The organism is Paenibacillus sp. J31R34 (genome assembly GCF_059383715.1).
In genome coordinates, this window is the sequence record NZ_JBXENU010000008.1 from 36,372 (window position 1) to 60,069 (window position 23,698).

21 protein-coding genes are annotated in these 23,698 nt (G+C 47.5%); 10 read left to right on the plus strand and 11 right to left on the minus strand.

Going from position 1 to position 23,698, the window contains the following annotated elements:
* Positions 1 to 13 precede the first annotated feature (13 nt).
* The 3 genes from AC50YG_RS21505 to AC50YG_RS21515 all read left to right on the plus strand — a co-directional run bounded on the left by AC50YG_RS21505 (position 14) and on the right by AC50YG_RS21515 (position 2,185).
* On the plus strand, positions 14 to 379 hold the full coding sequence (locus tag AC50YG_RS21505; RefSeq protein ID WP_341280684.1) for a hypothetical protein: 366 nt from the start codon (positions 14 to 16) through the stop codon (positions 377 to 379).
* A 73-nt stretch (positions 380 to 452) separates the two neighbouring features.
* Complete coding sequence (locus AC50YG_RS21510) at positions 453 to 944, plus strand: cation:proton antiporter regulatory subunit (protein WP_046229531.1); 492 nt, start codon at positions 453 to 455, stop codon at positions 942 to 944.
* 2 nt (positions 945 to 946) lie between these two features.
* Positions 947 to 2,185, plus strand: a complete 1,239-nt coding sequence (locus tag AC50YG_RS21515) for a cation:proton antiporter (protein ID WP_494829440.1) — start codon at positions 947 to 949, stop codon at positions 2,183 to 2,185.
* A 121-nt stretch (positions 2,186 to 2,306) separates the two neighbouring features.
* Here AC50YG_RS21515 and AC50YG_RS21520 read toward each other — a convergent pair whose 3' ends face one another.
* From AC50YG_RS21520 to AC50YG_RS21540, 5 genes are all read right to left on the minus strand, one after another.
* Positions 2,307 to 2,609, minus strand: a complete 303-nt coding sequence (locus AC50YG_RS21520; RefSeq protein WP_473756847.1) for a hypothetical protein — start codon at positions 2,607 to 2,609, stop codon at positions 2,307 to 2,309.
* A gap of 102 nt (positions 2,610 to 2,711) precedes the next feature.
* On the minus strand, positions 2,712 to 3,200 hold the full coding sequence (gene infC / locus AC50YG_RS21525; protein WP_473756848.1) for a translation initiation factor IF-3: 489 nt from the start codon (positions 3,198 to 3,200) through the stop codon (positions 2,712 to 2,714).
* Positions 3,201 to 3,280: 80 nt separating this feature from the next.
* Positions 3,281 to 4,723, minus strand: coding sequence for a nicotinate phosphoribosyltransferase (locus tag AC50YG_RS21530; protein WP_473756850.1), 1,443 nt, complete (start codon positions 4,721 to 4,723; stop codon positions 3,281 to 3,283).
* Positions 4,724 to 4,789: 66 nt separating this feature from the next.
* A complete protein-coding gene (locus tag AC50YG_RS21535; protein WP_494829443.1) occupies positions 4,790 to 5,314 on the minus strand; it encodes a VanZ family protein in 525 nt (174 codons plus the stop codon).
* Between the two features lie 429 nt (positions 5,315 to 5,743).
* The gene (locus AC50YG_RS21540; RefSeq protein ID WP_494829445.1) at positions 5,744 to 6,775 is read right to left on the minus strand and encodes a stalk domain-containing protein; all 1,032 of its coding nucleotides are present in this window, start codon (positions 6,773 to 6,775) and stop codon (positions 5,744 to 5,746) included.
* A 349-nt stretch (positions 6,776 to 7,124) separates the two neighbouring features.
* Here AC50YG_RS21540 and AC50YG_RS21545 point away from each other — a divergent pair, with 349 nt between their 5' ends.
* A complete protein-coding gene (locus AC50YG_RS21545; protein WP_473756853.1) occupies positions 7,125 to 7,955 on the plus strand; it encodes a sugar phosphate isomerase/epimerase family protein in 831 nt (276 codons plus the stop codon).
* A gap of 229 nt (positions 7,956 to 8,184) precedes the next feature.
* Here AC50YG_RS21545 and AC50YG_RS21550 read toward each other — a convergent pair whose 3' ends face one another.
* Positions 8,185 to 8,607 carry a hypothetical protein gene (locus AC50YG_RS21550; protein WP_494829448.1) on the minus strand — a complete coding sequence of 141 codons (423 nt, stop codon included), beginning with the start codon at positions 8,605 to 8,607 and terminating at the stop codon, positions 8,185 to 8,187.
* Positions 8,608 to 8,847: 240 nt separating this feature from the next.
* Positions 8,848 to 9,714 carry a LysR family transcriptional regulator gene (locus AC50YG_RS21555; RefSeq protein ID WP_473756855.1) on the minus strand — a complete coding sequence of 289 codons (867 nt, stop codon included), beginning with the start codon at positions 9,712 to 9,714 and terminating at the stop codon, positions 8,848 to 8,850.
* Between the two features lie 134 nt (positions 9,715 to 9,848).
* Here AC50YG_RS21555 and AC50YG_RS21560 point away from each other — a divergent pair, with 134 nt between their 5' ends.
* Positions 9,849 to 10,859 carry a zinc-binding dehydrogenase gene (locus tag AC50YG_RS21560; protein ID WP_494829450.1) on the plus strand — a complete coding sequence of 337 codons (1,011 nt, stop codon included), beginning with the start codon at positions 9,849 to 9,851 and terminating at the stop codon, positions 10,857 to 10,859.
* Here the strand turns inward: AC50YG_RS21560 and AC50YG_RS21565 are convergent.
* On the minus strand, positions 10,825 to 11,736 hold the full coding sequence (locus AC50YG_RS21565; protein ID WP_494829455.1) for a TetR/AcrR family transcriptional regulator: 912 nt from the start codon (positions 11,734 to 11,736) through the stop codon (positions 10,825 to 10,827). The genes AC50YG_RS21560 and AC50YG_RS21565 overlap by 35 nt on opposite strands.
* 205 nt (positions 11,737 to 11,941) lie before the next feature.
* Here AC50YG_RS21565 and AC50YG_RS21570 point away from each other — a divergent pair, with 205 nt between their 5' ends.
* The gene (locus AC50YG_RS21570) at positions 11,942 to 13,429 is read left to right on the plus strand and encodes a DHA2 family efflux MFS transporter permease subunit (protein ID WP_494829458.1); all 1,488 of its coding nucleotides are present in this window, start codon (positions 11,942 to 11,944) and stop codon (positions 13,427 to 13,429) included.
* A gap of 181 nt (positions 13,430 to 13,610) precedes the next feature.
* Here AC50YG_RS21570 and AC50YG_RS21575 read toward each other — a convergent pair whose 3' ends face one another.
* Entirely contained in the window at positions 13,611 to 14,207 is a 597-nt protein-coding gene (locus AC50YG_RS21575; protein WP_494829460.1) for an RNA polymerase sigma factor, read from the minus strand.
* 433 nt (positions 14,208 to 14,640) lie between these two features.
* On the opposite strand from AC50YG_RS21575, the gene AC50YG_RS21580 reads away from it, so the two are divergent.
* Positions 14,641 to 15,747: a hypothetical protein gene (locus AC50YG_RS21580; protein WP_473756860.1), complete on the plus strand. Its 1,107-nt coding sequence runs from the start codon at positions 14,641 to 14,643 to the stop codon at positions 15,745 to 15,747.
* Positions 15,748 to 15,876: 129 nt separating this feature from the next.
* Here the strand turns inward: AC50YG_RS21580 and AC50YG_RS21585 are convergent, their stop codons facing one another.
* Positions 15,877 to 16,317, minus strand: a complete 441-nt coding sequence (locus AC50YG_RS21585) for a hypothetical protein (protein ID WP_494829462.1) — start codon at positions 16,315 to 16,317, stop codon at positions 15,877 to 15,879.
* Between the two features lie 323 nt (positions 16,318 to 16,640).
* Here AC50YG_RS21585 and AC50YG_RS21590 point away from each other — a divergent pair, with 323 nt between their 5' ends.
* The 3 genes from AC50YG_RS21590 to ytxJ all read left to right on the plus strand — a co-directional run bounded on the left by AC50YG_RS21590 (position 16,641) and on the right by ytxJ (position 18,912).
* Positions 16,641 to 16,991, plus strand: coding sequence for a DUF3221 domain-containing protein (locus AC50YG_RS21590; RefSeq protein ID WP_473756862.1), 351 nt, complete (start codon positions 16,641 to 16,643; stop codon positions 16,989 to 16,991).
* Between the two features lie 33 nt (positions 16,992 to 17,024).
* Positions 17,025 to 18,287 carry a chymotrypsin family serine protease gene (locus AC50YG_RS21595; RefSeq protein ID WP_494829464.1) on the plus strand — a complete coding sequence of 421 codons (1,263 nt, stop codon included), beginning with the start codon at positions 17,025 to 17,027 and terminating at the stop codon, positions 18,285 to 18,287.
* A 283-nt stretch (positions 18,288 to 18,570) separates the two neighbouring features.
* Positions 18,571 to 18,912 carry a bacillithiol system redox-active protein YtxJ gene (gene ytxJ / locus AC50YG_RS21600; RefSeq protein ID WP_341280672.1) on the plus strand — a complete coding sequence of 114 codons (342 nt, stop codon included), beginning with the start codon at positions 18,571 to 18,573 and terminating at the stop codon, positions 18,910 to 18,912.
* A gap of 205 nt (positions 18,913 to 19,117) precedes the next feature.
* Here ytxJ and AC50YG_RS21605 read toward each other — a convergent pair whose 3' ends face one another.
* Entirely contained in the window at positions 19,118 to 23,560 is a 4,443-nt protein-coding gene (locus AC50YG_RS21605; RefSeq protein WP_494829467.1) for a glycosyl hydrolase 53 family protein, read from the minus strand.
* Between the last annotated feature and the right edge of the window lie 138 nt (positions 23,561 to 23,698).

Consider the following 23,698-nt stretch of genomic DNA (forward strand, 5'->3'; position numbering starts at 1 on the left):
AGGGGGTGAACAGGTGAACAACCATGTTTTGCAGCAGTTGGCAAGGCAAAGCCGGCTAGTGAAAGGCCTGATCATATTAGCCTTGCTATGCACAGCCATACTATTTGCTTATCAAGCGGAGGACTTGCCCGAACTGAAATCTCCCTCCGATCAATTAACGATTGCAACAGGCGATCATCATGGTGTGGCGATCCGATATCATTCCGGTATTTTGAAGCAGCTTTCCCAGACAACGCTTATAGGCATCACCCTCATTTTAGGCTTGCTCGCATGCCGAAAGCAGCGGCTGATCCCACTATCCATTCGCCGTGCCTTTATACCGCAGCAAATAAAGGATTTATTTTTGATGCCTGTTAAATTCACCGGAAGCTTTATATAGTCGATTGCCAGCATTATACGTATCCGTCCTATCACGATAACCACACAAACTCACGATATAGGAGCTGGCGAAAATGAATATTAGAGAATCGGATTTACCAGGCATTGGACGTAAGTATCAAATGGAGACGAGAGGCGGCGACAAGCTCGTTGTCGTCATCCATGATGACGGAAGAAGAGAAATGTACCATTTTGAATATGATGATCCGGATGACAGCATTTCCATGGTATCCATGGATGACGAGGAGGCCCGTCAGGTTGCTGCCATTATTGGAGGAATGACCTATACGCCGAAGGCGCTTGAGACGATTGAAGTCGCGCTCGACGATTTGACCATTGAGTGGTATAAAGTCGAAGCCGGCGCAAGCTGCGTAGGCAAAACGATCGGGGGTTCGGATATCCGCAAGCGGACGGGGACGACGATTATCGCCGCGATTGACAAAGATGGCAAGCATATTAATCCGGGTCCGGATTATATTTTCAAAGCCGACTCTACACTGATTGTTGCAGGTGAACGCCCGCATCTTAAGACGCTTAAGCAATTGCTCGTGAATGGGAGCCGTTAATTATGGATCATCTGGTGCTGGAGATTGGTCTCGCCGTCACTTTGATTGCCCTAGTCGGCTTATTAGCAAATAAAGTAAAATTTTCAGTCATTCCGTTTTATATTTTGATCGGGATGGCTGTGGGGCCGCATGCTCCAAAATTCGGCGTTTTCGATTTCCGCTTTATCGAAAGCGCCCCCTTCATTGAATTTCTCGGCCGATTAGGCGTATTGTTCCTGCTCTTCTATCTCGGTCTGGAATTTTCGGTCGGACGTCTGATGAAATCAGGTAAAAACATCGCTGTAGGCGGTACCATTTATATTGTTATCAATTTCACGCTTGGACTTGTTTATGGCTTCTCCCTAGGCTTCCCGCTTGAGGAAACGCTCATAATGGCCGGTATTACAACGATCTCTTCAAGCGCTATCGTTGCGAAGGTGCTCGTGGACTTGAAGCGAACCGCGAATCGTGAAACCGAGATGATTCTAGGCATTATTATGTTCGAGGATGTTTTCCTCGCTGTGTATATTTCCATCCTCTCCGGGCTTGTACTCAGCGGCTCCAGCTCGGTTGGCGGTGTACTCCTCTCCGCATCCTATGCGCTTGGATTTATGCTCCTTGTACTCGTAGTTGGTCGCAAAGCTGTTCCTCTGTTGAACAAAATATTAAATATCCGCTCGAATGAGTTGTTTCTTCTGTTGATCTTTGGCGCGTTGTTTCTCGTTGCAGGCTTTTCCGAAACGATTCACGTCGCTGAAGCAATCGGCGCCCTTCTCGTGGGACTAGTACTTGCCGAAACCGCTCATATGAAACGGATCGAGCATCTGATCTTGCCTTTCCGTGATTTCTTCGGCGCAATATTCTTCTTCAGCTTCGGTCTAACGATTGATCCAACAGCGCTCGGAGGCGCAGTATGGCTATCGCTAGGTGCTGTTGCCCTTACGCTATTCGGGAACGTGCTCGCAGGCATGCTGGCGGGCAAAAGCGCAGGGCTATCGCCTAAAGCTTCTGCGAATATTGGACTGACGATCGTCTCGCGTGGCGAGTTTTCGATTATTATGGCGAATCTCGGCAAAGCCGGAGGATTAATGGAATTGCTTCAGCCCTTTGCTGCCTTATATGTACTGCTGCTTGCGATTTTGGGGCCATTGCTCACCAAGGAATCCAAGCTCATTTACAACGGCATGAACAAAGTATTCCGCTTTGACCGCAAGAAGGCTAAAGACAAAGAACCACTCAAAGAGCCGGACGTGTCCAATTAAACGACTTGTCTACCTATGCAGCCTAAAAATTTAACAAGCCTGCCTCAACCGACGAAGTGTTATTTTCGCGGGTCAAGGCAGGCTTGCTTTTTTGTATAGTCGGGTTATTTAGCTTGGCACTCTAGTCGATGCCGTCTTTAAAGTTTTTGCTCCAGTTTTTATCGCCTTTGTGAACGTAGTCCTCCACTGTCTTATGCAAGGTGTTCACAAGCTCTTCCTTGATCTTGGCAATCGTTTCGTAAAAGACAACTTCCTCTGCGCCCGAAATTCTCACTCCGGCCACTGCCTGTGTGGCAGCGAAACGGCGGTGCTCCGACTCAAAGTTTTCCAACGCCTGAAGGGCATGCTCTACATAATGGGATAATTCCTGATGTTCCTTCGGAAGTTGAGCTTTTAGCTCTTGAATGCGTGTTTTTAATGGCATTAAAATCACCTCAGCGTTAGTATTTACCTCTGTATCATTACTATAACCGATTTTTATGCTTTGGGCATCCCAAAATATGCTAATCAACGATTATGCGCCAATTCATGACGGGTTAACTTGTACCATTACCTGCTTGCCGCTTACTTGAATGCCTGTCTGCGGCTTGCCTTGCTCTGCCAGATCAGCTAGCAGGCGCTCCAGCAGCGCTTTGCCAGCAGTCCCCTGCTTGCCTCCTTGAACGCGAACGACGAGCTGCACCGCATGACCCGACTCCAGCAGCTTCACTGCCTGGCGCTGCTTCGTGTCATAATCATGCTGTTCAATATCAATGCCCAGGCGCAGCTCCTTCACCTTCACTGGCTGGCCTTGCGCCTTCTCCTGCCGCTTGGCCTGGCTGGCCTCCTGCTTCGCAGTACCGCGTCCCATCAGCTTGCAGGGCGGCGGACTGCTCATAATGGACAAACATACGAGATCTGCCTTGTGCTGCTTCGCCAGCGCGAGTGCCTCGGCGCGGGAAACGACGCCAAGCGGCTCGCCGTTTAGGCCAGTCAGCTCCACCTCTGAGGCTTTGATTTTCTCATTCATCAGCATCGTAACAACCTTCTTTCTGCTGCTTTGTTCTATTCTAGTCGCCCAGCTAATCGCAGCTCATGATGCAGCTATTCGCGCTGCTACTCTTGATGCTGCTGAATCAAATCCATCTTCATCTGCCACGTTTTCTCGCTTAGATGAATCGGATAAAATTCCGGGTTCAGCTTGCGCTTCACTTCCGGCAGAAAGCTGCTCAGCTGCTCCTGATGGAACTGCCTAACCTGCGCAAGGGACGGCAGCTCATAAACGAGGCTGCCCTTGTCGAAAATACATTTCAGCAGCGGAACAGCCTCATAGCCGTTCACGTATTTGTACAAATACGGGTGCAGCGGATCAAACAGCTTAAGCCTGCTGCCGTCAGGCTTCTCTTCCTCGCCGCATAATGCAATATAATCGGCACGCGCCTTCCCCGTATTCAGGTTGCGGATACGGAACACATCTTTGCGCCCCGGCGTCGTCACCTTCTCGGGGTTCGCAGACAGCTTGATGACGGGCACGTAACGCCCGTCCTTCCAGCGTGCGGTCAGCTTGTATACGCCGCCCAGCGAAGGCTGGTCCGCAGCGGTAATCAGCTGCGTGCCCACACCCCACGTATCAATGCGCGCCCCCTGCGCCTTGAGGTTAAAGATCAGCGTCTCATCGAGATCATTCGATGCGACGATCTTCACATGCGGCAGCCCCGCAGCATCCAACTGCTTTCGCGCCTCCTTGGACAATAGCGCGAGGTCGCCGCTGTCGAGGCGAATCGCGCTGAGCTGCTTGCCTTGGCTCTCGAGCCAGCGAGCCGTCTTAATCGCATTCGGCACGCCGCTTTCCAGCGTATCGTACGTATCGACGAGCAGCGTCACCTGATCCGGCAGCGCCTCGGCATATTTCATGAATGCTTCTTCCTCGGTATCATGCCCCTGCACCCAGGAGTGGGCATGTGTCCCTTTAGCCGGGATCCCGAACAGCATTCCCGCACGCATATTGGACGTCGCATGGAAGCCGGCGATATAAGCGGCACGCGCGCCCCATACGGCGGCATCCGCCTCCTGCGCCCGCCTTGTCCCAAACTCCAGCAGCGTATCGCCGTCCGCAACCTGCACAATACGCGAGGCTTTCGTCGCAATCAGCGTCTGGTAATTCATGAAGTTCAGCAGCGCCGTCTCAATAAGCTGCGATTCAAATATCGTACCCTCTACGCGAATCAGCGGCTCATTAGCGAACACGATCGTGCCTTCCTCCATCGCATACATGCTGCCCTTAAATCGAAACTGCCGCAGCCGTTCGAGAAAGGCTGGCTCATACTGCTCCTCCTGCTCAGCCAAATAGGCAAGCTCCTCTTCGCCGAAGCACAGCTCTTCCATATATTTCACAATGCGTTCAAGTCCCGCAAATACAGCATATCCATTGCCAAAAGGCAGCTTGCGGAAATACGCCTCGAATACCGCTGGCGTATCTGCCGTTCCATTTTTCCAATGCGCATACATCATGTTGATCTGATATTTATCCGTATGCAGCGTTAAGTTTGCGCTATTCACAGACACAAGTCACTCCGTTCTAAATGATGTCTGACAGGGGCTGTGAAGAAGGATCTATATTTTAATTTAACGCGACCTTCCTTTTCTGAAAAACAGCTTCACCATTGCCAGCAGAAGCAGGCACACCGCAATTCCGATGCACGCTCCTGTAAAATCAACGACCACATCCATACGGTTGCCCGTCCGGTTCAGGCTGGTTAATTGGTTGCGCTCATCAAGCGCCGCCAGGCTCACCGCCGCAAGAAGCGACAGCATCGCCGGCGCAAGCAAACGACCCTTCATGACGACGCGCAGCAGCATAAACCAGATTGCTCCTAGCATAGCATAAACGAACAGATGGGCGCTCTTGCGAAAAATAAATTCGACAAAATGATACGGGTTCGATTTGGCCTCGATCGTCTTGCCTAAATACGTAATCGACAAATCAGGCAATAGCCGGATCAGCTGCTCCTGCCCAATCCACGCTTGCAGCTTCGGCTTAATCGTCTGCTGGTCGAAGGACTGTGAGGAGAGATGAAACACAAACAAAATCCAAGCGGCCAAAATAACAAGCCATATCCCTATTATATAACGGTTGCTCCTAGTTTCCACCTTGATCAGCTCCTATCCCTTCATTCCGCTCTTTTGAAACAAATTGTTTCATTATTGATCCTAATTGTATCAAATTTTCATTCCCAGCTACAACTTGCTAACACGGTACCTTGCAAGGTGAAACGGCTGTCGCCGTCCTTTGGCGGCGCGGCGCGTTTCAGTCCGAGAAATATAAGTCCATTTATAAGTGCAAAACTTATAAATGCTTATATTTCAAGCAAAAACGACTTCGTCGTCCTTCTGGGACGAGCGAAGAGCTTTGCCCTAGAATTCTAAGCGGATATAAGGATGAAACTTATATCCGCTTAGAATTTAAAAAATAAACGAAAAGCCCCCGACAGTGGACCCGGGGACCTTTCATCGACTAGCTATAAAACGTTCAAAGCGACCTGCCCGCTTTAGAATGAGCTGCTTATTGTATACAGGGTATTACGCCAACGATTCAGCATAGGAAAGCACAGTCGCCAAATCCTTCTCAAATGCGGCGCGGTACTCTGCAATAACAGCTGTGCTGTGCCCGTTGGCCGTCAGCCTCGCTTCCGTATCCGCTAATATCGCTTCAAAATCGCTTTTAATTCGGGCAACCTCCGTCTGGGCTTGCAGCTTCACCTGCTCCTTAGTCGCTTCATCCCGCGCTGCCACAAATGTCATATACAAATTCGTCAGCGTCGAGGTAGCTTCGGTTTTGAGCGTATCAAGCTTGGCTTCCGCCTCGCTTGTAATGACCTCATACGCCAGCTTCGGCGTATTGTCGACTATTCCGCCGCCGGTCCCAGGCTGGCCGCTTCCGCCTGTGCCTGGTTGGCTGCCTTCTGTGGTACCCGGTTGAGTACCGCCGCTGCCCGCCGAGCCTTCGCCGCTTCCTTCACTGCCGCCAGCTTCGGCCTGCTCCTGCTGATACGCAGCTGTTTCGCCTGTTACAGCGCCTGTCTTGCTGTCCCATTTAATCGCAGCACCGGATGCTTCCGCCATAAAACGGAGCGGCACATAGATCGAGCCTTTATAATAATAAGCGGACTGATTCTCGGGCAAAGCCTGCTCCTTCCCTTCAAACACGAAGGAAGCCTGCACCGCTGTAAGCCGAATCGAAACTGGTGTAGCAGCAGCCACAGCAGCTTCCTCTCCAGCAGCAATCACGCCAGCGAGCTGCTCTTTCAATGCCGCCGCTTCTTCCGCCGTTGGTACAGCTACCGTAACCGTCGCTGTCTCGCTATTCCATTTCACCGTCTTCTGTAGTGCAAAAGAGACGAATCGAACGGGCACATAAGTCCGGCTCTGAAATTCAAACACATACTGCCCGCTTGGCAGCTCCAGCTCCTCCCCGTCAAAAGCCAGACTGACTGAAAGCGGCTTTGCAACAATTGCTTTATTGGAACTGGAACCGCTCTGTGCTAAGACCGTGTAAGGCAGCATAAGGCAAAGCATAAGGCCGAGAAGCATAACAGATTTAAATGTTTTCATAGGTTAGTCGTTCACTCCATTCCTCGCCAGGCTCCCTCGCTTGGAAATGGCTTAGCCAACAGCAAGCGAAAGGGAAACCGTGCTTTTCCTAAAATCATCGCTTATATCAGAGGCAGCAGCAAGGGCCTCGACTCTTATATTCAAAATCGGGTTTTGTTTGCATCCGCCCCTCATTCGATTGAATTCGACAATATTCTTGCGTCCTATTGCATTTGGCCCCTATTGTCCTGGTTCCTCGCGGCCCACAGCAAGGCTTTGTGAAAAATGGAAAGTCTCTTGCGGCAAATTTTGCGCGTGGTACAATAACCTTATTATGTAATTCACATGAAAAGATAAGGCGGGATGTTGTATGTCATATTTATCGCTGAACAGCTGGAGCCTGCATAGACTGCTTGGCCCGCTTCATTGGACGTCTTGGGACGCTGAGACGCAAACCCATCAAACGACGGATCATGAGCAGCCCTTAGAGCTGACGCTGCTGGAGCTGCCAGCTGTCGCAGCAGCCAAAGGCTACCAAGCCATCGAGGTATGCCATTTCCATTTTCCATCTACGGATGCAGCCTATTTGCAGCAGCTAAAAGATTCTTTTTCGGCTGCATGTCTATCCTTTGACACACTGCTCGTCGATTATGGCGATCTTACATCTCCCGAGGCGGAACGCCGAGAAGCTGACTATCAGCTGATGCAGCAATGGATTGACGTAGCGGCAGCTTGCGGCGCCAAGCAGGTGCGCATTATCGCCGGGGAAGCGGAGCCAACTGATCACGCGGCCATTCGCCAGTCTGCCGAAGCTTTGGCTAAGCTGGTAGACTATGGCGCTTCGCGCAGGGTGAAGGTCGTAACCGAAAACTTTAAATTGCTGACGAGTATAGGTGACAGCTGTATGGAGCTGCTGGAGCAGGCAGGAGATTCGCTTGATTTGATTACCGATTTCGGAAATTTCAGCGGGCCAGCCAAATATGAGGATATTGGTCGCACAGCTCTGCGCAGCGTTTCGATCCATGTGAAAGCGATGAATAATGAGCATGGCCATCCCGATCAAGCCGAGCTTCGCCGCTGCCTCGATCAGGTACAAGCCTCCGGATTTGACGGCGCTTATGTACTCGTCTATGATGGGCCGGGAGATATGTGGGAGGGGCTCGAGCGAGTGAAAGCGGTTGTGCAGCCTTATATCGCCTAGTCATTCGTTATAGAGCGCTAGCGAGTAGGCGAACGGCTGCTCGCACATAGAAGAAGCCTTCCCCTACCGTCATCCAAACGGTCGAGAAAGGCTTCTTTTGGCTTGATTGCCCATCAACGCTGCATTCGTTCTGCCGAGGCGCTTTTCTTTTTGCAAAGCTCTTAATTAACGCTCTATAGGAATGCTGACGTTCACCGTTAGCGCAATGAATGTCGCCTTGGTGTGGTTCTTATTCATCATTTTTTGTGAAATTCCCGTTTCCAAAAAACTCTTGAATTCGGGTTTTCAATTCCTCGTTGTGGATGTAATAATGCCCGCCCTGCGAATTCGGAGTGAATCCCAGCTTGCTCTCGTGACCTTCCCGTAAAGATACCGCGTACAGGAAGCCGCTCCTGTCTTCTTGGTTCGGATCAGGCTCAAATTTCATGTTTTTCAACTGATCGATCCACTCTTGGATCTGTTTTTTGTTAGAGAACAATTTCCGCTCGCCCGAGCTGCCGTCAGTAATTTCAATGGAATCCACATTCGCAATATCCCCTGGGTAGAGTTCTTGCAATGTCTTTGTGGTCAGCTTCTCAGCTTGAGGTTCGCTGCAAGCTATGATCGCAAGCCCCATGAGTAGCACCAGTAAAACGCACCATATTATCCTCATGTTCCTCCCCCTTGTTTGTAGCATAGACGTACCAAAAGCAACTTATGTTGCTCTCAACATAACTGCCGAACATTGGATAAGATGGTAATTAACTGATTGGGCAATGGATTGACGCTGCGGGAAGCTAGTCGTTTCGACCAAATGGACTCATTACTGCATGTACAGTAAATTGCTTTAAACAAATAGCTCCGTATCAATAATTCTACCTGGGCATTGTCCTGCTCCTTCTTTTCTCTAGCTTCATAAAACCTTCTCCCCTTCTCCAATCAACGCTAGCAGGCCTAATAATGGACTTGAATCCAACATGTCTGAGCGATAAATAAATTCGACAGGCAGCTCTCGGTAAGCCTCCGGCAGTCGATGGGAAGAGACTACTCCCTCCCTTTCCGCCTTGGCAATTGAGGATTTCGGCAGCAAAGAGATGCCAAAGCCTGCCGATACGCCCTTCACGATTAAATCCAATGTCCCGAACTCACGGATTTCATAGGAGGTTAGCCCGCTTGCGTGTAAAAAATGCTCCGCTCTGGCACGATGCGTGCAGCCTACGTCAAAAAAAAGCATCGGCTTAGCCAGCAGATCGCCCATATTGTCTCCGCCAGCTTCCGATATGAGCACCAGCTCCTCAGAAAATGCCCGTACATTGCTGATTCCCCGCTCCTCGATCGGACCATATACAAAGGCGCCATCAAGCTCCCCCTTCACAACCCTTTGCACGAGCGAATGGGTACCGCCTGTAGCTAGCGATAGCTGGACGTCAGGAAACTCAGACTGATAGCGGGTAAGCAGCGGAAGCAAATGAGTGGCTGCGGTCGTCTCAATCGAACCGATTCGCAGCGGTCCCGCTGGCTGCTCAGCATATTTGGTTGTACGAGCCGCTTCATCCAGCAAGGCCAAGATACGGTCTGCGTATTGCAGCAGATTTTCTCCCGCCTCCGTTAACGTCATCCCTCGATTGGAGCGGACGAATAGCGGGAGCCCCAGCTCCGACTCTAAATATTGAATTCGGGTCGTAACATTGGACTGCACATAATTCAGCGCCTCAGCCGCCTTCGTCGCACTGCCCTCGTGGGCAACCGCACGGAATATTCGCAAATCCCCGCTCTCCATCTCACCAACTCTTTTCCACTATGATTATTTATGATAGCGACTATCTAATTCAATCATTTTACCTAATGGTTTTCACTGTGTACAATGCGGTTAGCTAAGTATTTCATCAACCATTAATGGCAGGAGGACATAAAATGAAGGCAATTTTACATAAGAATGCAAGTGGTTTAGAGGGGTTGAATTATGAAGAAGAGGCAGATTTGCTGCCCGGTGTAGGCGAGGTCAAAATAAGACTGAAGGCAGCCGGGATCAATCATCGGGATTTATTCCTGATGGATGCGCGAACTGCTGCCGATGCTCCGCTTATTCTCGGCTCGGACGGAGCAGGGATCGTGGAAGCGATTGGAACGAATGCCGGATTCGCCAAGCTCGGCGACGAGGTCATTATACATCCCTGCTTAGGATGGGAAAAAACAGCCGAGGTCCCTGCGGTGCCCGCCATATTAGGCGGTCCGACGAATGGGACATTTGCCCAATCGGTCATTGTCCCTGCAGCAAATGTTTTCCCTAAGCCAGCTTATTTAAGCTGGGAAGAAGCAGGTGTGCTGCCCTTATCCGCCTTGACCGCCTACAGGGCGCTGTTCACTAAAGGGCAATTGCAGCGGGGCGAGCATGTTTTGATCCCTGGCATTGGCGGCGGGGTCGCTACCTTCGCCATGCTGATGGCGTTAGCAGCAGGTGCAACGGTAAGTGTAACTTCCCGCAGCAAAGCCAAGCAGCAGGCGGCTATCGCCCAAGGGGCAAGCAGCGCATTAGACAGCCATACCGATTGGCGCAGCAGCTTGGGCCCGCATGTCGTTGATGTGATTCTGGACAGCATTGGACCGGCAACCTTCGGACAATATTTCGAGGTTATCAAGCCGAACGGACGCATCGTCACCTTCGGTGCCAGCTCCGGTGATGAAATCACGATACCGATCCGGGCGTTATTTTTCCCTCAGGTCAGTGTGATCGGCACTTCCATGGGCAGCCGCGAGGAATTCGCCGCTATGCTGGCATTTATGGAGCAGCACCAGTTGCACCCTGTCATCGATCGCGTGTACGAGCTCCCTCAAATCAAAGAGGCCTTTGAACGTATGAAACGCGGCGAACAGTATGGCAACATCGGAATTAGCATGGCCCAGGGTCCACATGATCCTTTTTAAGCTTCATCACATGCTTCTCCAGCTGGAGGGTGAGGCTCCTAAGCTCATGCTCCTGCTGAAGCAAACCAAGCAGCGCCTGGATAATGACCACTTTTGGCTGGTCACGTGCAAATTCCTCAGCAAGCGCCTCGGTCGCATCGACGAGTTGGGTCCGTCTGGAGCCTGTAATCGCCAGTTCCTTAATTACAGCGAGCAAGGCGTCCAGCAATTGGCTGCGCTTCTCTTCCATCGAAATCTGTTTGCACTTCATTCCTTGGCTTATCCGATCGAACATCAATACGTCCGTTAAAATGGGCTTCTCCTGCTTGGCCAAAATATTTGCAGCCATTTCCTCCATCCGTTCTAAAACAAATAGGGTGATATCCCGGATGCGGATCGGTCTATTTTCAAAAATCATCAGGAAGTTAAACTCTTTAATGATCCCGCCATATACCGTCACCATATCCCAAATATGAGGCGTTATTTGTTCTCCAAGCAGGCGAATCAGGCTGTTTTTATGAAGGTCGTACATCATCGTTCTCATTTGGATGAAAAAAGGGGCTAGCTCCTTCTTCGTTTTAATTAATTCCTTAATTTCCTGCATAATAAACTTATTGATCACAAAAAACTCCAGCGTCACTTCCGTTTCCCGCACAAAAACTTCACGAGGCGAGAGCCCCTCTTCCTTAAGAATCCCTGCAAGCTGATCATCCAGCAGCTGCTGCCGACTTTTGTGAACTTCCTTGAATAGTTCTTCCTTCGACTGAAAATATTTATATAAGGAGCCTTTGGCGATTCCGCAATCATCGGAAATATCCTGAATCGATGTTGCCGCATAGCCCTTCTCCATAAAATGGCGGACGGCAGACTCAATAATTCTGTCTCTAATCAGGCTCAATAAAATCCCTTCTTTCAAAATCATTTGACTTTCAGCAAAAAATCGATAAAATAAAGCCTAGCGTGACCGACCAGTTTTACAAAGAAACCACTAGTCAAGTTTACGAAATCTACTCCTCCTTCGTCAAGGAGCAGCTCGCTAGGCTGACTGGTTCTTTGAGCTCAGATCGGTATACAAAACCCAAGAGAGGGCGAGGAGCCTACACATGTCTACACCAAATGCTTCACAGTTAGCCTCAGAACCGGAATTTTCCATCAAATCGATTTTGGCACCGCTTCTGGCCGTCATTATTGGCATGATGATGGTTATTCTGGACAGTACCGTCGTCAATGTCGCTGTTCCTAACCTGCAAGAATATTTCGACAGCTCGCTCAAAACGATCCAGTGGACGATCACTGGCTATACGCTGGCTCTATCCGCTGTTATCCCGCTTGCCGGATGGATGACCGATAAATTTGGGGCAAAACGAATATTTCTCATTACTATCGCGCTATTCACACTGGGCTCCATCCTATGCGCATTGGCACAAACGCCTGAGCAGCTTGTTTTGTTTCGAATCATTCAAGGCGTTGGCGGCGGCATGGTCTCCCCTATCGGTATGGCCATGATCTTTAAAATGGCGCCACCCAATAAACGCGGCGCTGTTATGGGGATGCTCGGAATTCCAATGCTGCTAGCCCCTGCCATTGGCCCGATATTATCCGGCTGGCTGATCGGCTTTGCGTCATGGCACTGGATTTTTCTAATCAATCTACCAATCGGTATTGCCGCTTTAATTGTTGGTAATAAATTCCTGCCGAATCTTGAACGTCAAAAAGCTCCTGCACTCGATATTTTGGGGATGATTCTTGCTCCTATCGCATTCGCTATGCTAGCATTCGGCGTCAGTGAAGGGGGAACAGACTGGGGCTCCACCCGAACCTTAACCGGATTAATCGTAGGGGGATCGGCTCTCATTCTGTTTATTATTGTTGAGCTATTACAAAAACAACCGCTGCTGGAGCTGCGCGTGTTCCGCTCCTCTGATTTTACTCGCAGTATTATTTTATCATGGATTTCACAAATTGCCTTGTTCGGATCGATGCTGATGATTCCTTTGTACCTGCAAAATGTCCGCGGGTTCTCTGCCCTTGAGAGCGGACTGACTACCTTGCCGATGGCCATCTGCTCGATGATCTTTATGCCGATTAGCGGTAAGCTGTTTGACAAGTTGGGCGCTCGCCCGTTAGCTTTAACGGGACTATCCATCATTACAATCGCTTTGTTCTCCCTTTCCCAAATTGGGGCGGATACCCCAATCGGTCTCGTTATGATCCCTATTGGCATGATGGGAGCGGGGATGGGCTTATCCATGATGCCGCTTAACACCCATGTGTTGAACTCTGCGCCGCGCAGACTTGTCAGCCGTGTAACGCCTTTGACATCAGCTAGCCAGCAGGTCGTTACATCCTTTGCCATTGCTGGTCTGACAGGCTATTTTTCGTCACAGATCACGGTCCATATGTCCGAGACTGGCGCTAGCAGCAACATGCTGGATAATATGTCACTCGCCTTTGGCGATACCTTCTTCCTATCAGCGGGCATTGCAGTAGCAGGAGTATTATTAAGTATCATCCTGCGCAAGCCGAAGCTGCGGGATGATCACGAGCAAGAAGAGGATGCACCGGACCCTGCGATGATGATGGGTCATTAATTTTCACTACCTGATCCTTAATAAAAAAGACATAGGCATCTAAACATTCTTGATTATCAAACAGACGCCTATGTCTTTTATTTATTACGTTGTAAGTCCTATATGACTAGACCTCTTTAACTACGCCTTCCGTCCTTCTCCGATAAATAAATTCCACAATGAATATAACCGTACAATCTTTCTAATCAGCCCATTTCGTTTGAAATTTCTGAAATAGCTTTTTACGGGCACGTGCAAGTTTTTGGCTAACCGCTTTTTCTGAAAGACTAAGTCTACTAGCTAATTCTTTATAGGACAATTCTTCTATGTAAAACAATTTAATCATTATTTGATAATTAGGATTCAGCTCAGCAATCGACTGATGCAATAAGTCATCTCTGAACCTATTCTCAACATTCTTGCTTACACTTATCTGGTCTGTAGTTAATTCTAAAACATTTTTAACACTATTAACGACAGGACAGTTCGCTACAAAATGGATTTTCGAGTTTTTTCTTAGGTAGTCCAAAGCCATATTTCGTGCAACCTTTCTCATCCAGGCTTGTAAATTTGTAATGTTTCCTTTTTGAACAGTTTCTAGAATTTTCAAAAAAGCCTCTTGAATAATGTCCTCTGCAGTGGCGTGATCATTCAAAATGAGGACGATATCTTTATATATTAGTTTATAAAAAGAACGATAAATTAGTTGTTGAGACCGCGGTGATAGGGTTCCAAATTCTTGACTAATCAAGCAGAGCCATTTCTTCATAATCGCATCCCATTCTTTTTTTGTGTTCATATAAAAGTCTAATATCCCTAATTTGTAAATAAAAATACTATATGTAAATATTACACTTTAAATAGATTGAAGTAAAGAAAACCAACCTTTTTAAAGTATGATTCAAACTAAACAATACTCCAAAATCCAGAGCAAAATAACAACAATAGTGAATAGACTTTTCCACAGATACGCCACTACCAAAAACCGAAGCTTTCAATATGTAATCATTACGATATAAGACTAATAATAAATCAAACCAGAACTATCACCTAAAAACCACATTAAAAAATAAATAATGTAATTTTTGAAAAAAAGCGTTAGATGAGCACCGGATTATCCGTCTATATAAATAGAAGTACTTAAACAGGTTTCAGTCTTCAAGATAAAGAAAGGAGAACTTTATTTTGATTAGTGTAATAGATATAAAAATAAGGGAGTGAGCTGTTCAATTATGACTAGTAAAAAAATGATATCAAAAATTAGTGTTTCAGTAGTTTCTTTCAGTTTATTATTTTCCACCAATGCATTCGCTGATTCCACGTCATGGTCAAATACCAATTCGACAAATTGGGATAAACCTTATTCCGGTACTTTTAAGGCAGAAAAAATTTCTTCTTCTCTTGCTTATAACCAGCTTGATTTTTGGTGGTCTTCCACACAAGTAAGCAATTTTCAAACTTTAACTAAAAATTACCCTACCTTTGATTTTAGAGATAACGGCAGAAGTTCTCTTGACTCAGGTGGTGGAGCTTCTACTAATTTACCAAATCCTAAATTCGATTTCGAAGATGACAATGGGGACGGTAAAGTTGATGAGATTGAAGTGGTTGCTCGTGGAAAAGATGATATTATAGCTTATCAAGATTATAATTTTTATGCATCTTGGTCAAGATCAGGCACAACCAATGCATACATGATAGCGTATTCATCACAGAGCATGGCTCCATTTTTGGGAACAGATTACAATACTGTGCCAGGCTCATCCGACTCACTTGGAGGCCACTACTGGAATACAATAAATACAATGTCTTTTCTATCAAAACCTGCTTTCCTAACTTGGGAAGAAAAGCAACAGATTGTAGCTCAGTTGGGCACAATTGATAGCAATCCTGCAGTAGATTACACATATACCGAGTTGCAAACCCCAGATGATTTGGCTCAATATGTTGGTGATGCAAATCGTACACTATCGTCTACTTTATCGGGACAAGAGTATGATTTCACAATTACATTTGAAAGTGCTTTAACCTTTGATGAAGTAGACTCCTTGGCTACTCTGTATAACTTGGATTCTTCCGTTTTTTATGCTCGCGCTTTCAATGATAGCGGTGAAAGGGTAACTGTTGCATTGAACGGTCTTAATCAAGAAGTGCTGGACTCTATCCTATCCGAGCAAAATCTTCAACTTTCTGGATTCATTGAAATTGATGGTCAATCTACAAGTGATGTGTTAAAAGAAATCAAGCAGCAAGAAGAGAATATTTTTGCTATTGAAGTAGCGACAGAAAACTTTCAATCAAACGGATTATACTGGAAATTAGAGGATATCGGTCAGTAAGGACAGAAGTTTTATACTTCTTGATGTAAATGTTCTAAGAAACATTTAAAAGATGACCCTTTAGTAAAAGGGGTCATCTTTTAAATTCTCATTACCATAACTTATGGTTATAATATTAATTGATATCATTTATCTTAAACGTTCAAATGAGTAAATACTAACTATAACTCCCCAAAAACCTAAAACTAACAGAATTAGATGTAGAGAAAAACCGAGTATATTAGACCAAGAAAAGGAAGTAATACTAACCAGTATCCACCAAAAAAGCGGTATGAACTGCGCTAAAATTAACAATACAGTAGCAAGTAATAGAACACTTAATACTATACGTTTTAAAATCAGAGTTTTTGATAATCTCAATAAGAAAGAGCTCATAAATAATAAAATGCCACCTGTAATAGCATATAACGCCCATAATTCCGCTGCTCTTTGTCCTTCTACTAGTTCAGGACCTAAGCTAATTGGTAAGGGAATACGAAATAACGAAGGCAAATATAATATTCCTACAATAACCGATAAGGCAGCAGCAGCCCTAATAAGAGCTGTATTACTAAACTTCATTAACACCACAGTGTACCCACTCCTTCGTAACAGTGTATTTATTAGTTATAGACGTAGCATCAGAAATAAAAGTTACTTTGAAACTACTTTTGTGTTCTGGGTCATTATGCTAGTAGTAAATCGTTTTACCTTTCATGTACTTGAATATTAATCTTTAAATATCAACTCCTTATTTTGTCTGTTGGATTTTGAGGACATATTTCTGGCAAGGGTTTATTCGTCTGATGCCCCGCCTCCATTTTCACATTTATAACTTTTTTTAGCAACATTTGGTTTGTTTTGGCGTACAAAACGAGGAAATGATCTTTAGAGAAATTGCTCTAGGAGGGATCATGATGAGATCCAAACTTTTCTTTACAATCTTACTACTCTGTCTTCTGCTTGTTGGGTGTGGTGCTGCAAATTCTGAAAAAGGGGATTATATTTTTGAAAAGAAAGTAGATGTGAATAAATCTAATACGATAGCCGTTGTACAGAACATTACCAAGAAGGAGGCATCTAATAGAACACTTTCAGAATTCTTGGAAAATGATGATCTAAATGATGTAATCTATTATGTAATAGAAGATAAAAAATTATTTGATGAACTTGTATTGGGAGAACGTGTTAAAGTTACCGCTCCTTACATGACATTTTCTTCTCCACCACATGCTATTGCTCAAAAAGTTGAAAGATACAATTAAGAAATAGAATATAAATTTGAAGGAGACAAGAAAATGAAGCGAAGTTTAACCGTATACCTATTAAATATACTAGCATTAGTATTATTAACAGGCACAGTTTATTCTGCAACAGACGAAAAACTATTTGACACCGTTAAAGAAGAAAACTTAACTGGAGATATTAAAATTAATCTTGGTCCTCCTCCATTGAATGCTATAACATCGCATATTCCATTTGAAGAGAGTAATGCTGAGAAGACACAAAGGGATGAAGATCATGGATTAATAGCTGTATATTTACAAAATCACTATAGTGAAATTTATGGTGGAACCTACACTTCTGTTGAAGGACAAAAATACTTCCTTTTGAAAGAGGTCACGCCGGAATTAGAAAGGGTAATAAAAGAAATCAGTAATTACCCTGATTCTTTTATTTTAAAAAAAGTAAGATATTCAGAGAATCAATTAGAGGCTGCAAAAAAACAGCTTTCCAGTTCGGCTAAAATAATGAATCTTCAAGGTGTTGGTTTAGATATAGAAAACAACCAAATTATTGCTATTACTACTAATACCCTTGAAGAAACACAAAAAGTTGCTTTGGATGAAGAAATAGACTCTAACATTATTCACTGGAAAGTAAACAAGGAAAGCGCTGTATATGAGCCATTAGCCTATCATTTGTACCCTGGTGAGCAAATTGACATGCAGTCTACCCAGAGTACGGGAGTATGCTCTCTCTCATTTAATGGAAGAGCCAACTCTAAAGATGTTGGCGTAACAGCCGGACACTGTGGGAACCGTACTTGGTATGATCTGTCAGATGGAAATACTGCTATCGGTAAAATGAGCAATGCTGTTTTTTCAGACAACTCATTATTCGATGCTGGTTACATTGAATATGCTAGCGGAGTAACCCCAAGTTACTATCTTAATGGCAACACCATGACAATCGGAGCAACGGACTACTCCGGTGTTCACCGTGAAGTAGGTGATTATATATATATTCATGCTCGATCTGGTGGAGGAGATAGCTATGGTAAACTGAGGGTGCAGATAGTAGGATATGACTTACTTCAGGGGCCAACTGACATGGTCCTAACTGAAAATAACACTTCTCTGATAAATGGCGATAGCGGTGGTTTGGTATATTCCTTAGCATACAAAGGCACAAAAAACTATGCGCGAATTGAAGGCGTGTTTGGCGGAAGATACAAAGAAACACCTTCCAGCACTGCTTATCTAACATTCTCTAAGTACAGTCGTGTATTTGATGGACTTGGTATGTCAGGCGTTTACACAGATCCAACATTCAACTAGTTTCATTAAATATAAATGTAAAGAGAAGTCCAACATGTTTAAAAACAATGGATTTCTCTTTTTATTTGAAGCATAGTCTTTTGTCCAGCCATCCTCAGTTCGTTCTAACATTTCTCTATATTAATATGTTACCCAAAACTATAAGGCATGGAAAATAGGTCAATCCTTCTGTGTGGCTCTCGTCCAAATAAAAGGCAAGATGACTTTTTGCTCCGAGAAGGGTACAATAAAGGGAAGTAAGCTAATATCAATTATTGATTAACAGACAAAAGGAGTGTTAACAATGACACAATATCGTGAAATAGATTCAGCAGAGCAATGGGATGCCGCTTTGGAGGGCTCCAAGGATCGTGCTCTGGTTGTTTTCAAACATAGTACAACTTGCCCGGTCAGCGCGAACGCGCACCGCGAATTTACAACTTATCTGGAAGCTAATCCGCGTCAGGATACCGATTATGTCCTTGTAAAGGTCATCGAATCCCGCCCTGTATCGAACAAAATCGCTGAAGACACGTCGGTTAAGCACGAGTCGCCGCAAATTATTTTCATCCAAAACCAAGAGAAGGTTTGGAGCGCTACTCACTGGGCGATCACATCCGAGCATATTACGGCTGTTCTTGACTAATTGGATTGTAAATGCAACACAGATATTAACTGTTTTGCAAAAACTTAAAACCCGAGCCGCTTGTTTCCGCAAGCGGCTCGGGTTTTTTGAATCTAAATTAATTGAACAGGCTTCGCTTTCGTTCAAATGACTGACAAAAAGACGGTGCCCTGGTCGCTATCGACCTGGAACACCGTCTTCATTTACTGCCTAGCAGGCTTTGTTGTTATTCGTATAATACGGAAAGCACCTTGGCAATTACGACTGCCGATTGTGCCCGAGTTGCCATCGCCTGTGGCGCGAAAGCACCATTGCCCATACCAGAAATCAGCCCAAGCTGCTTGATCGCAGCTACTGCTTCCTGCGCATAATCGGAGATTTGCTCGGCATCTGTGAAGGAGGAGGATGCATTCGCAGGCTGCGCTGCTCCTGCATCAGCTGCGAATCCGCTTTGCTTCGCAGCGCGGTACAGCATAACCGCCATTTCTTCACGTGTAATGGAAGAATGGATGCCGAAGGAGCCATCCGCTCTGCCATTAATAATACCGTTCTGCTCTGCGGCAAGGACAGACTGCTCATACCAGCTGCCAGCCTTGATGTCGCTCAGCTTCGTTGTAGCGCCGTCTGTGCTCTTAAGGCCGAAGGCCTGAACGAGCATATGCACAAATTGCGTCCGGGTTACGCTGCCGGCAGGCTGGAATTTGCCTGCCGCTGTACCTTGAACGATGCCTTTGGCCGCAAGGCCTTCAATTGCAATCTTTGCCCATGGATACTGCGCGATATCGTCAAACGAAACATTTGCATAAGCCGCTGCATAACGGCTGAAATGCGCCGCCTTGAATACGATCACTTGCTCCGACTCGCGGTACACACCGCTATGGACGGCTTCTACAGTGCCGTTGCTGTTCAAATAATAAACGACTGCCTGATGCGGCTGCTCGCCTGCTTTCAGCGTATAGGGCAAGGATACTTCAACTTGCCCTTCACTCCATGCGATCTGCTTGCCATCATGGACAAGCGTCAAATCATAAACCTGATTCGTGCCAACTTGCGCGCGCTCCTCAGCTGTAAGGGCAGCCGAGTCTACTTTCTCGGCTGTGAAGGCCAGCGTTGCAGCGGTGTTTTGCGCCGCTGCTCCGGCAAGGGCTTCGACGGAGACGCTGATGCGTACGCCGTCGAGCCATACATGCAGCACCGGAACGTTGTGATCGGTCAGCTCTTTAATTGCAGCCGCTGGCAGCTGTACGACTGCCTGCTGTGCTGCAGCTGCTGGAACGACGCGAATCGTGACGTCGTTCCCGCTTGCCTGCGTCGCCGCCTTGCCCAGCTCGCTGGCGGTGACAGTCGCGACCAGCTTGCCGGAAGCATCCGGCACGCCGCTTGCGATCGTAATCACAGCAGCCGATGGAGCTGCTGTTGGTTGTGGGCTAGCCGCCCCAGTACCCGACCCCGACGAGCTGCCCGGCGTTGACGCCGGAGATGCCGTTGGCGTCCCTGGTGTTGGCGACACCGGAGATACTGTCGGTGTCGGTATCTCTGGCGATGGTGTCACCGGAGGTACCGTCGGTGTTGGCTCCCCTGGCGTTGGTGTCGGTGTTGGCGTCGGCACCTCTGGTTCCGTCGCCACTTCCAGCCCTGCAACCGCAGCTGTCACTGCTGCTGCGCTTGCAGCTACCTGCGCCTGATCGGCTTCCTGATCCGCGCTTACCCGCTGCGCAGCAGCCAATGCTTCAGCAAGCACAGACCAGCTTGCCGACGTGTATTCGCTTTGCGTCAAGCCAGCTGCTTCAGCGACTGCAGCATGCAGCTCGGCCTTATCGGCCAGAGCAAGCCCGAATGCCTTGAAGTCCATCATGCCGACCCAGCCTTGACCCTCAGTAATCGTCAGCTTGAGATATCGGCCCGTGTTGTTATCCGTCAGCTTGTGGCTGTCTGAAGGCATCGCCAGCGTTTTCGTATCCGCTGCGGTGCGGAACGTTACACCATCATCGGAAATTTCCACCTTGTAATGGACAACTCCCGCCCATTTGTTGAGCACTACTTTTTTCACCAGCGAGGATTGGCCCAGATCGACCATCCACCAGCTGTCCACTCCTTTATCTGTACCCCATGATGTGCCTTCATTTTGATCGACTGCACCTTCTGGAGCATTGGTCTTTCCGCCGCCACTGCCTGCGTTGCTGGAAGAAGTCGCTGCTTTAAACGCAGCGATATCCTGCAATGGCTTAAGCTCTTGAATCGCTGCAGCAAGTGCTTCCGTCGCAGCCACAACCGCCGTTTGAACGGCCTGGCCATCGCTGTTTACCGCCTTCGCATTCCCTAATGCAGCTTGCAGCAAAGCCCATCCGGCCGCGTAATATTCCGCGCCGTCGAGCTGCTCAGCCGATACGATGGTAGTGACCAGTGTGCCTTTGTCCACGTTAGACAAACCATTCAGCGCTGCCTGCAAGCCGGCAACCGCCTGATTGACGATCGTTTGTGTTGCTCTTGCATCACCAGACGCCGTCTGTGCGACAGCAAGCGCATTTTGCAGCGCCTGCCAGCTTTTTACTGACCAGTCCGCCTCTTGCTTCGTTTCGGCATCAGCAATCAGCTGTGTCAGCGCCGCTTTATCCGCCGCTATCACTTCAAGCCCCGCGACTACGGACGCCAGCTGTGCCTCAGCCGCGTCCACTTCAGCTTGCGTTACGCCTTGAGCCGTATACGCTTGATCATGAACGAGCTGCGCCTGATTGATAGCAGGTGCAAGCTGCGGCCAGCTCTGCGGCGTAAAATCCTCCTCGACGAGCGACTTGGCTTCAGCAATTGCTGCCGCCAAATGCTGACGATCTGCCGGAGCTGCCGTTAAGCCATGCTTATACACGTTCAAGGAATCCAGCGCATAGCCCTTGTATGCATATCCGCCGTTAGCTGGATATTCATCATAATCAAACATCGCATGATTTTCCCATGCGTCGCCCTCAGACGCAATCCAGCCTACATTCGATGGAATCCATGCCGGCTCCCAATAGAAAAATCCAGCTCCCTTGTTATTCTCCACATTGGAGATCAAATCCATAATCGTTTGAATCGCGTCATATTGACCTTGAACGGTTGCGTCCCATGTTGCCCCGCCCGTTTTCAGCTTTTGGTCGGAGCTGATAATATTTTCATGGGCATCGCCATTTTTATAAGAGAACGGATATGAGGTTTCAGCAATAACCACTTCTTTGCCGTAACGCAATGCCATATCGTCCATATTGATTTTCACTGCTTCCAACGTACCATGCCAGAACGGATAATAAGATAATCCGATAATATCGTAATCGACTCTACCGTTGATCCCGTCAAAGAAATAGCGGAAGGTCGCATTTTTTCCGCCTTCAGCAAGATGAATCATAATTTGCACATCATCGCCGCCAGGTATGGCGCGGACAGCGGATGAACCACTGTTCAGTAGCAGCGACTGATCGTCAAAATTAACCGAACCGCCTTTGCCCGTGAGCACACCACTGTTAATTTCATTACCAATCTGCACCATGTCAGGCATCGCATTTTCCGCCTGCAATTCGGAAATGACCTCATACGTGTAGTCATATACCGCCTGGCCCAGCTCAGGCATCGTCAGGTTTTTCCATGCCGCAGGGCGAACCTGCTGGCCCGGATGCGCCCAGTCATCCGAATAGTGGAAATCGACGAGCAGCTTAAGCCCCTTCGCCTTTACTCGCTTGGCGAGTCTCAGCACATCAGCCTTATCATTGTAGCCGCCTGAGTTTTGCGGATCATTCCATACCCGCAGCCGCACGTAGTTGACGCCGCGGTCTTTGAGAATGTCCAGCAGGTCGCGCTCCACGCCATTGCTGTCGTAATATTTACCGCCGTTGTCCTCAATCGCGGTCAGCGTCGAAATATCAACCCCGCGAATAAAATCATCGCGGTAGCCAAGCACCGTTACTGACGCTTTCGGCTGCAAGGTTGCGCCCGCTACCGTTCCTGCTACTTCAAAGCTGCCTGCACCCGTATAGCTCTGTGGGTCAACAGCGTCCCATGCCACATCGACCAGCCCAAAGCTGCCATCCGCATAGGCGGCATTCACCTGTGCCGGAAGGCTCGGAGCGGTTCCGCTGTAGGTTTCTAAATTTACCGCGTCATAGCCGGTAATGTCCGCTGGATTTTTAACAATTTCCTTCTCTCCTACCTTTAATTCTTTAATACCCGGCCACCAGCCGCTTCCCGCATAAAAGGAAATCGTGACGCGCACATAACGCATGCTGTCCGCCTCGAAAGCAAGGCTTGCCGTCTGCTGCTTTGCAGCGTTAGCGGATTTATCGGCAGCGATCGTCCAGTTCGTATCGTCCGGCGATACCTCTACGATATACTTGACGATTTCATCATCCTTCCAAGTGATTTCCACACCAGAAAGATCAAATTCACTGCCCAAATCCACCTTGAGCCAGTGTGTCGGATTAACAGCGCTTGCTGCGCTCCATGCTGTATCTGGATTGCCATCAACCGCGTTTTCCTTCGGCTGGCCCCACTGTGGATCTATATATTCTTGGCTTGCTGTAACGATTTTGCCAAGCGCCAAATTTGCTGCTGCTGCCTTTACGGCTGCTTGCGGCCAGGCCATTTGCGTCATAAAAAGCGCAACGACCAGCACGAGGCTGATGTACCCTTTCCCCTTTTTCATGTAAACCTCTCCCTTGATTATATTGTTTCTCCATGCTTCTTCTAATTGTAAGCGATTTTATGAAAAGCGATATACATACCAAAAGCAACATTCCAGCATTTTATACAACCTGTTTGACGCCGCACATTCCGAATATTG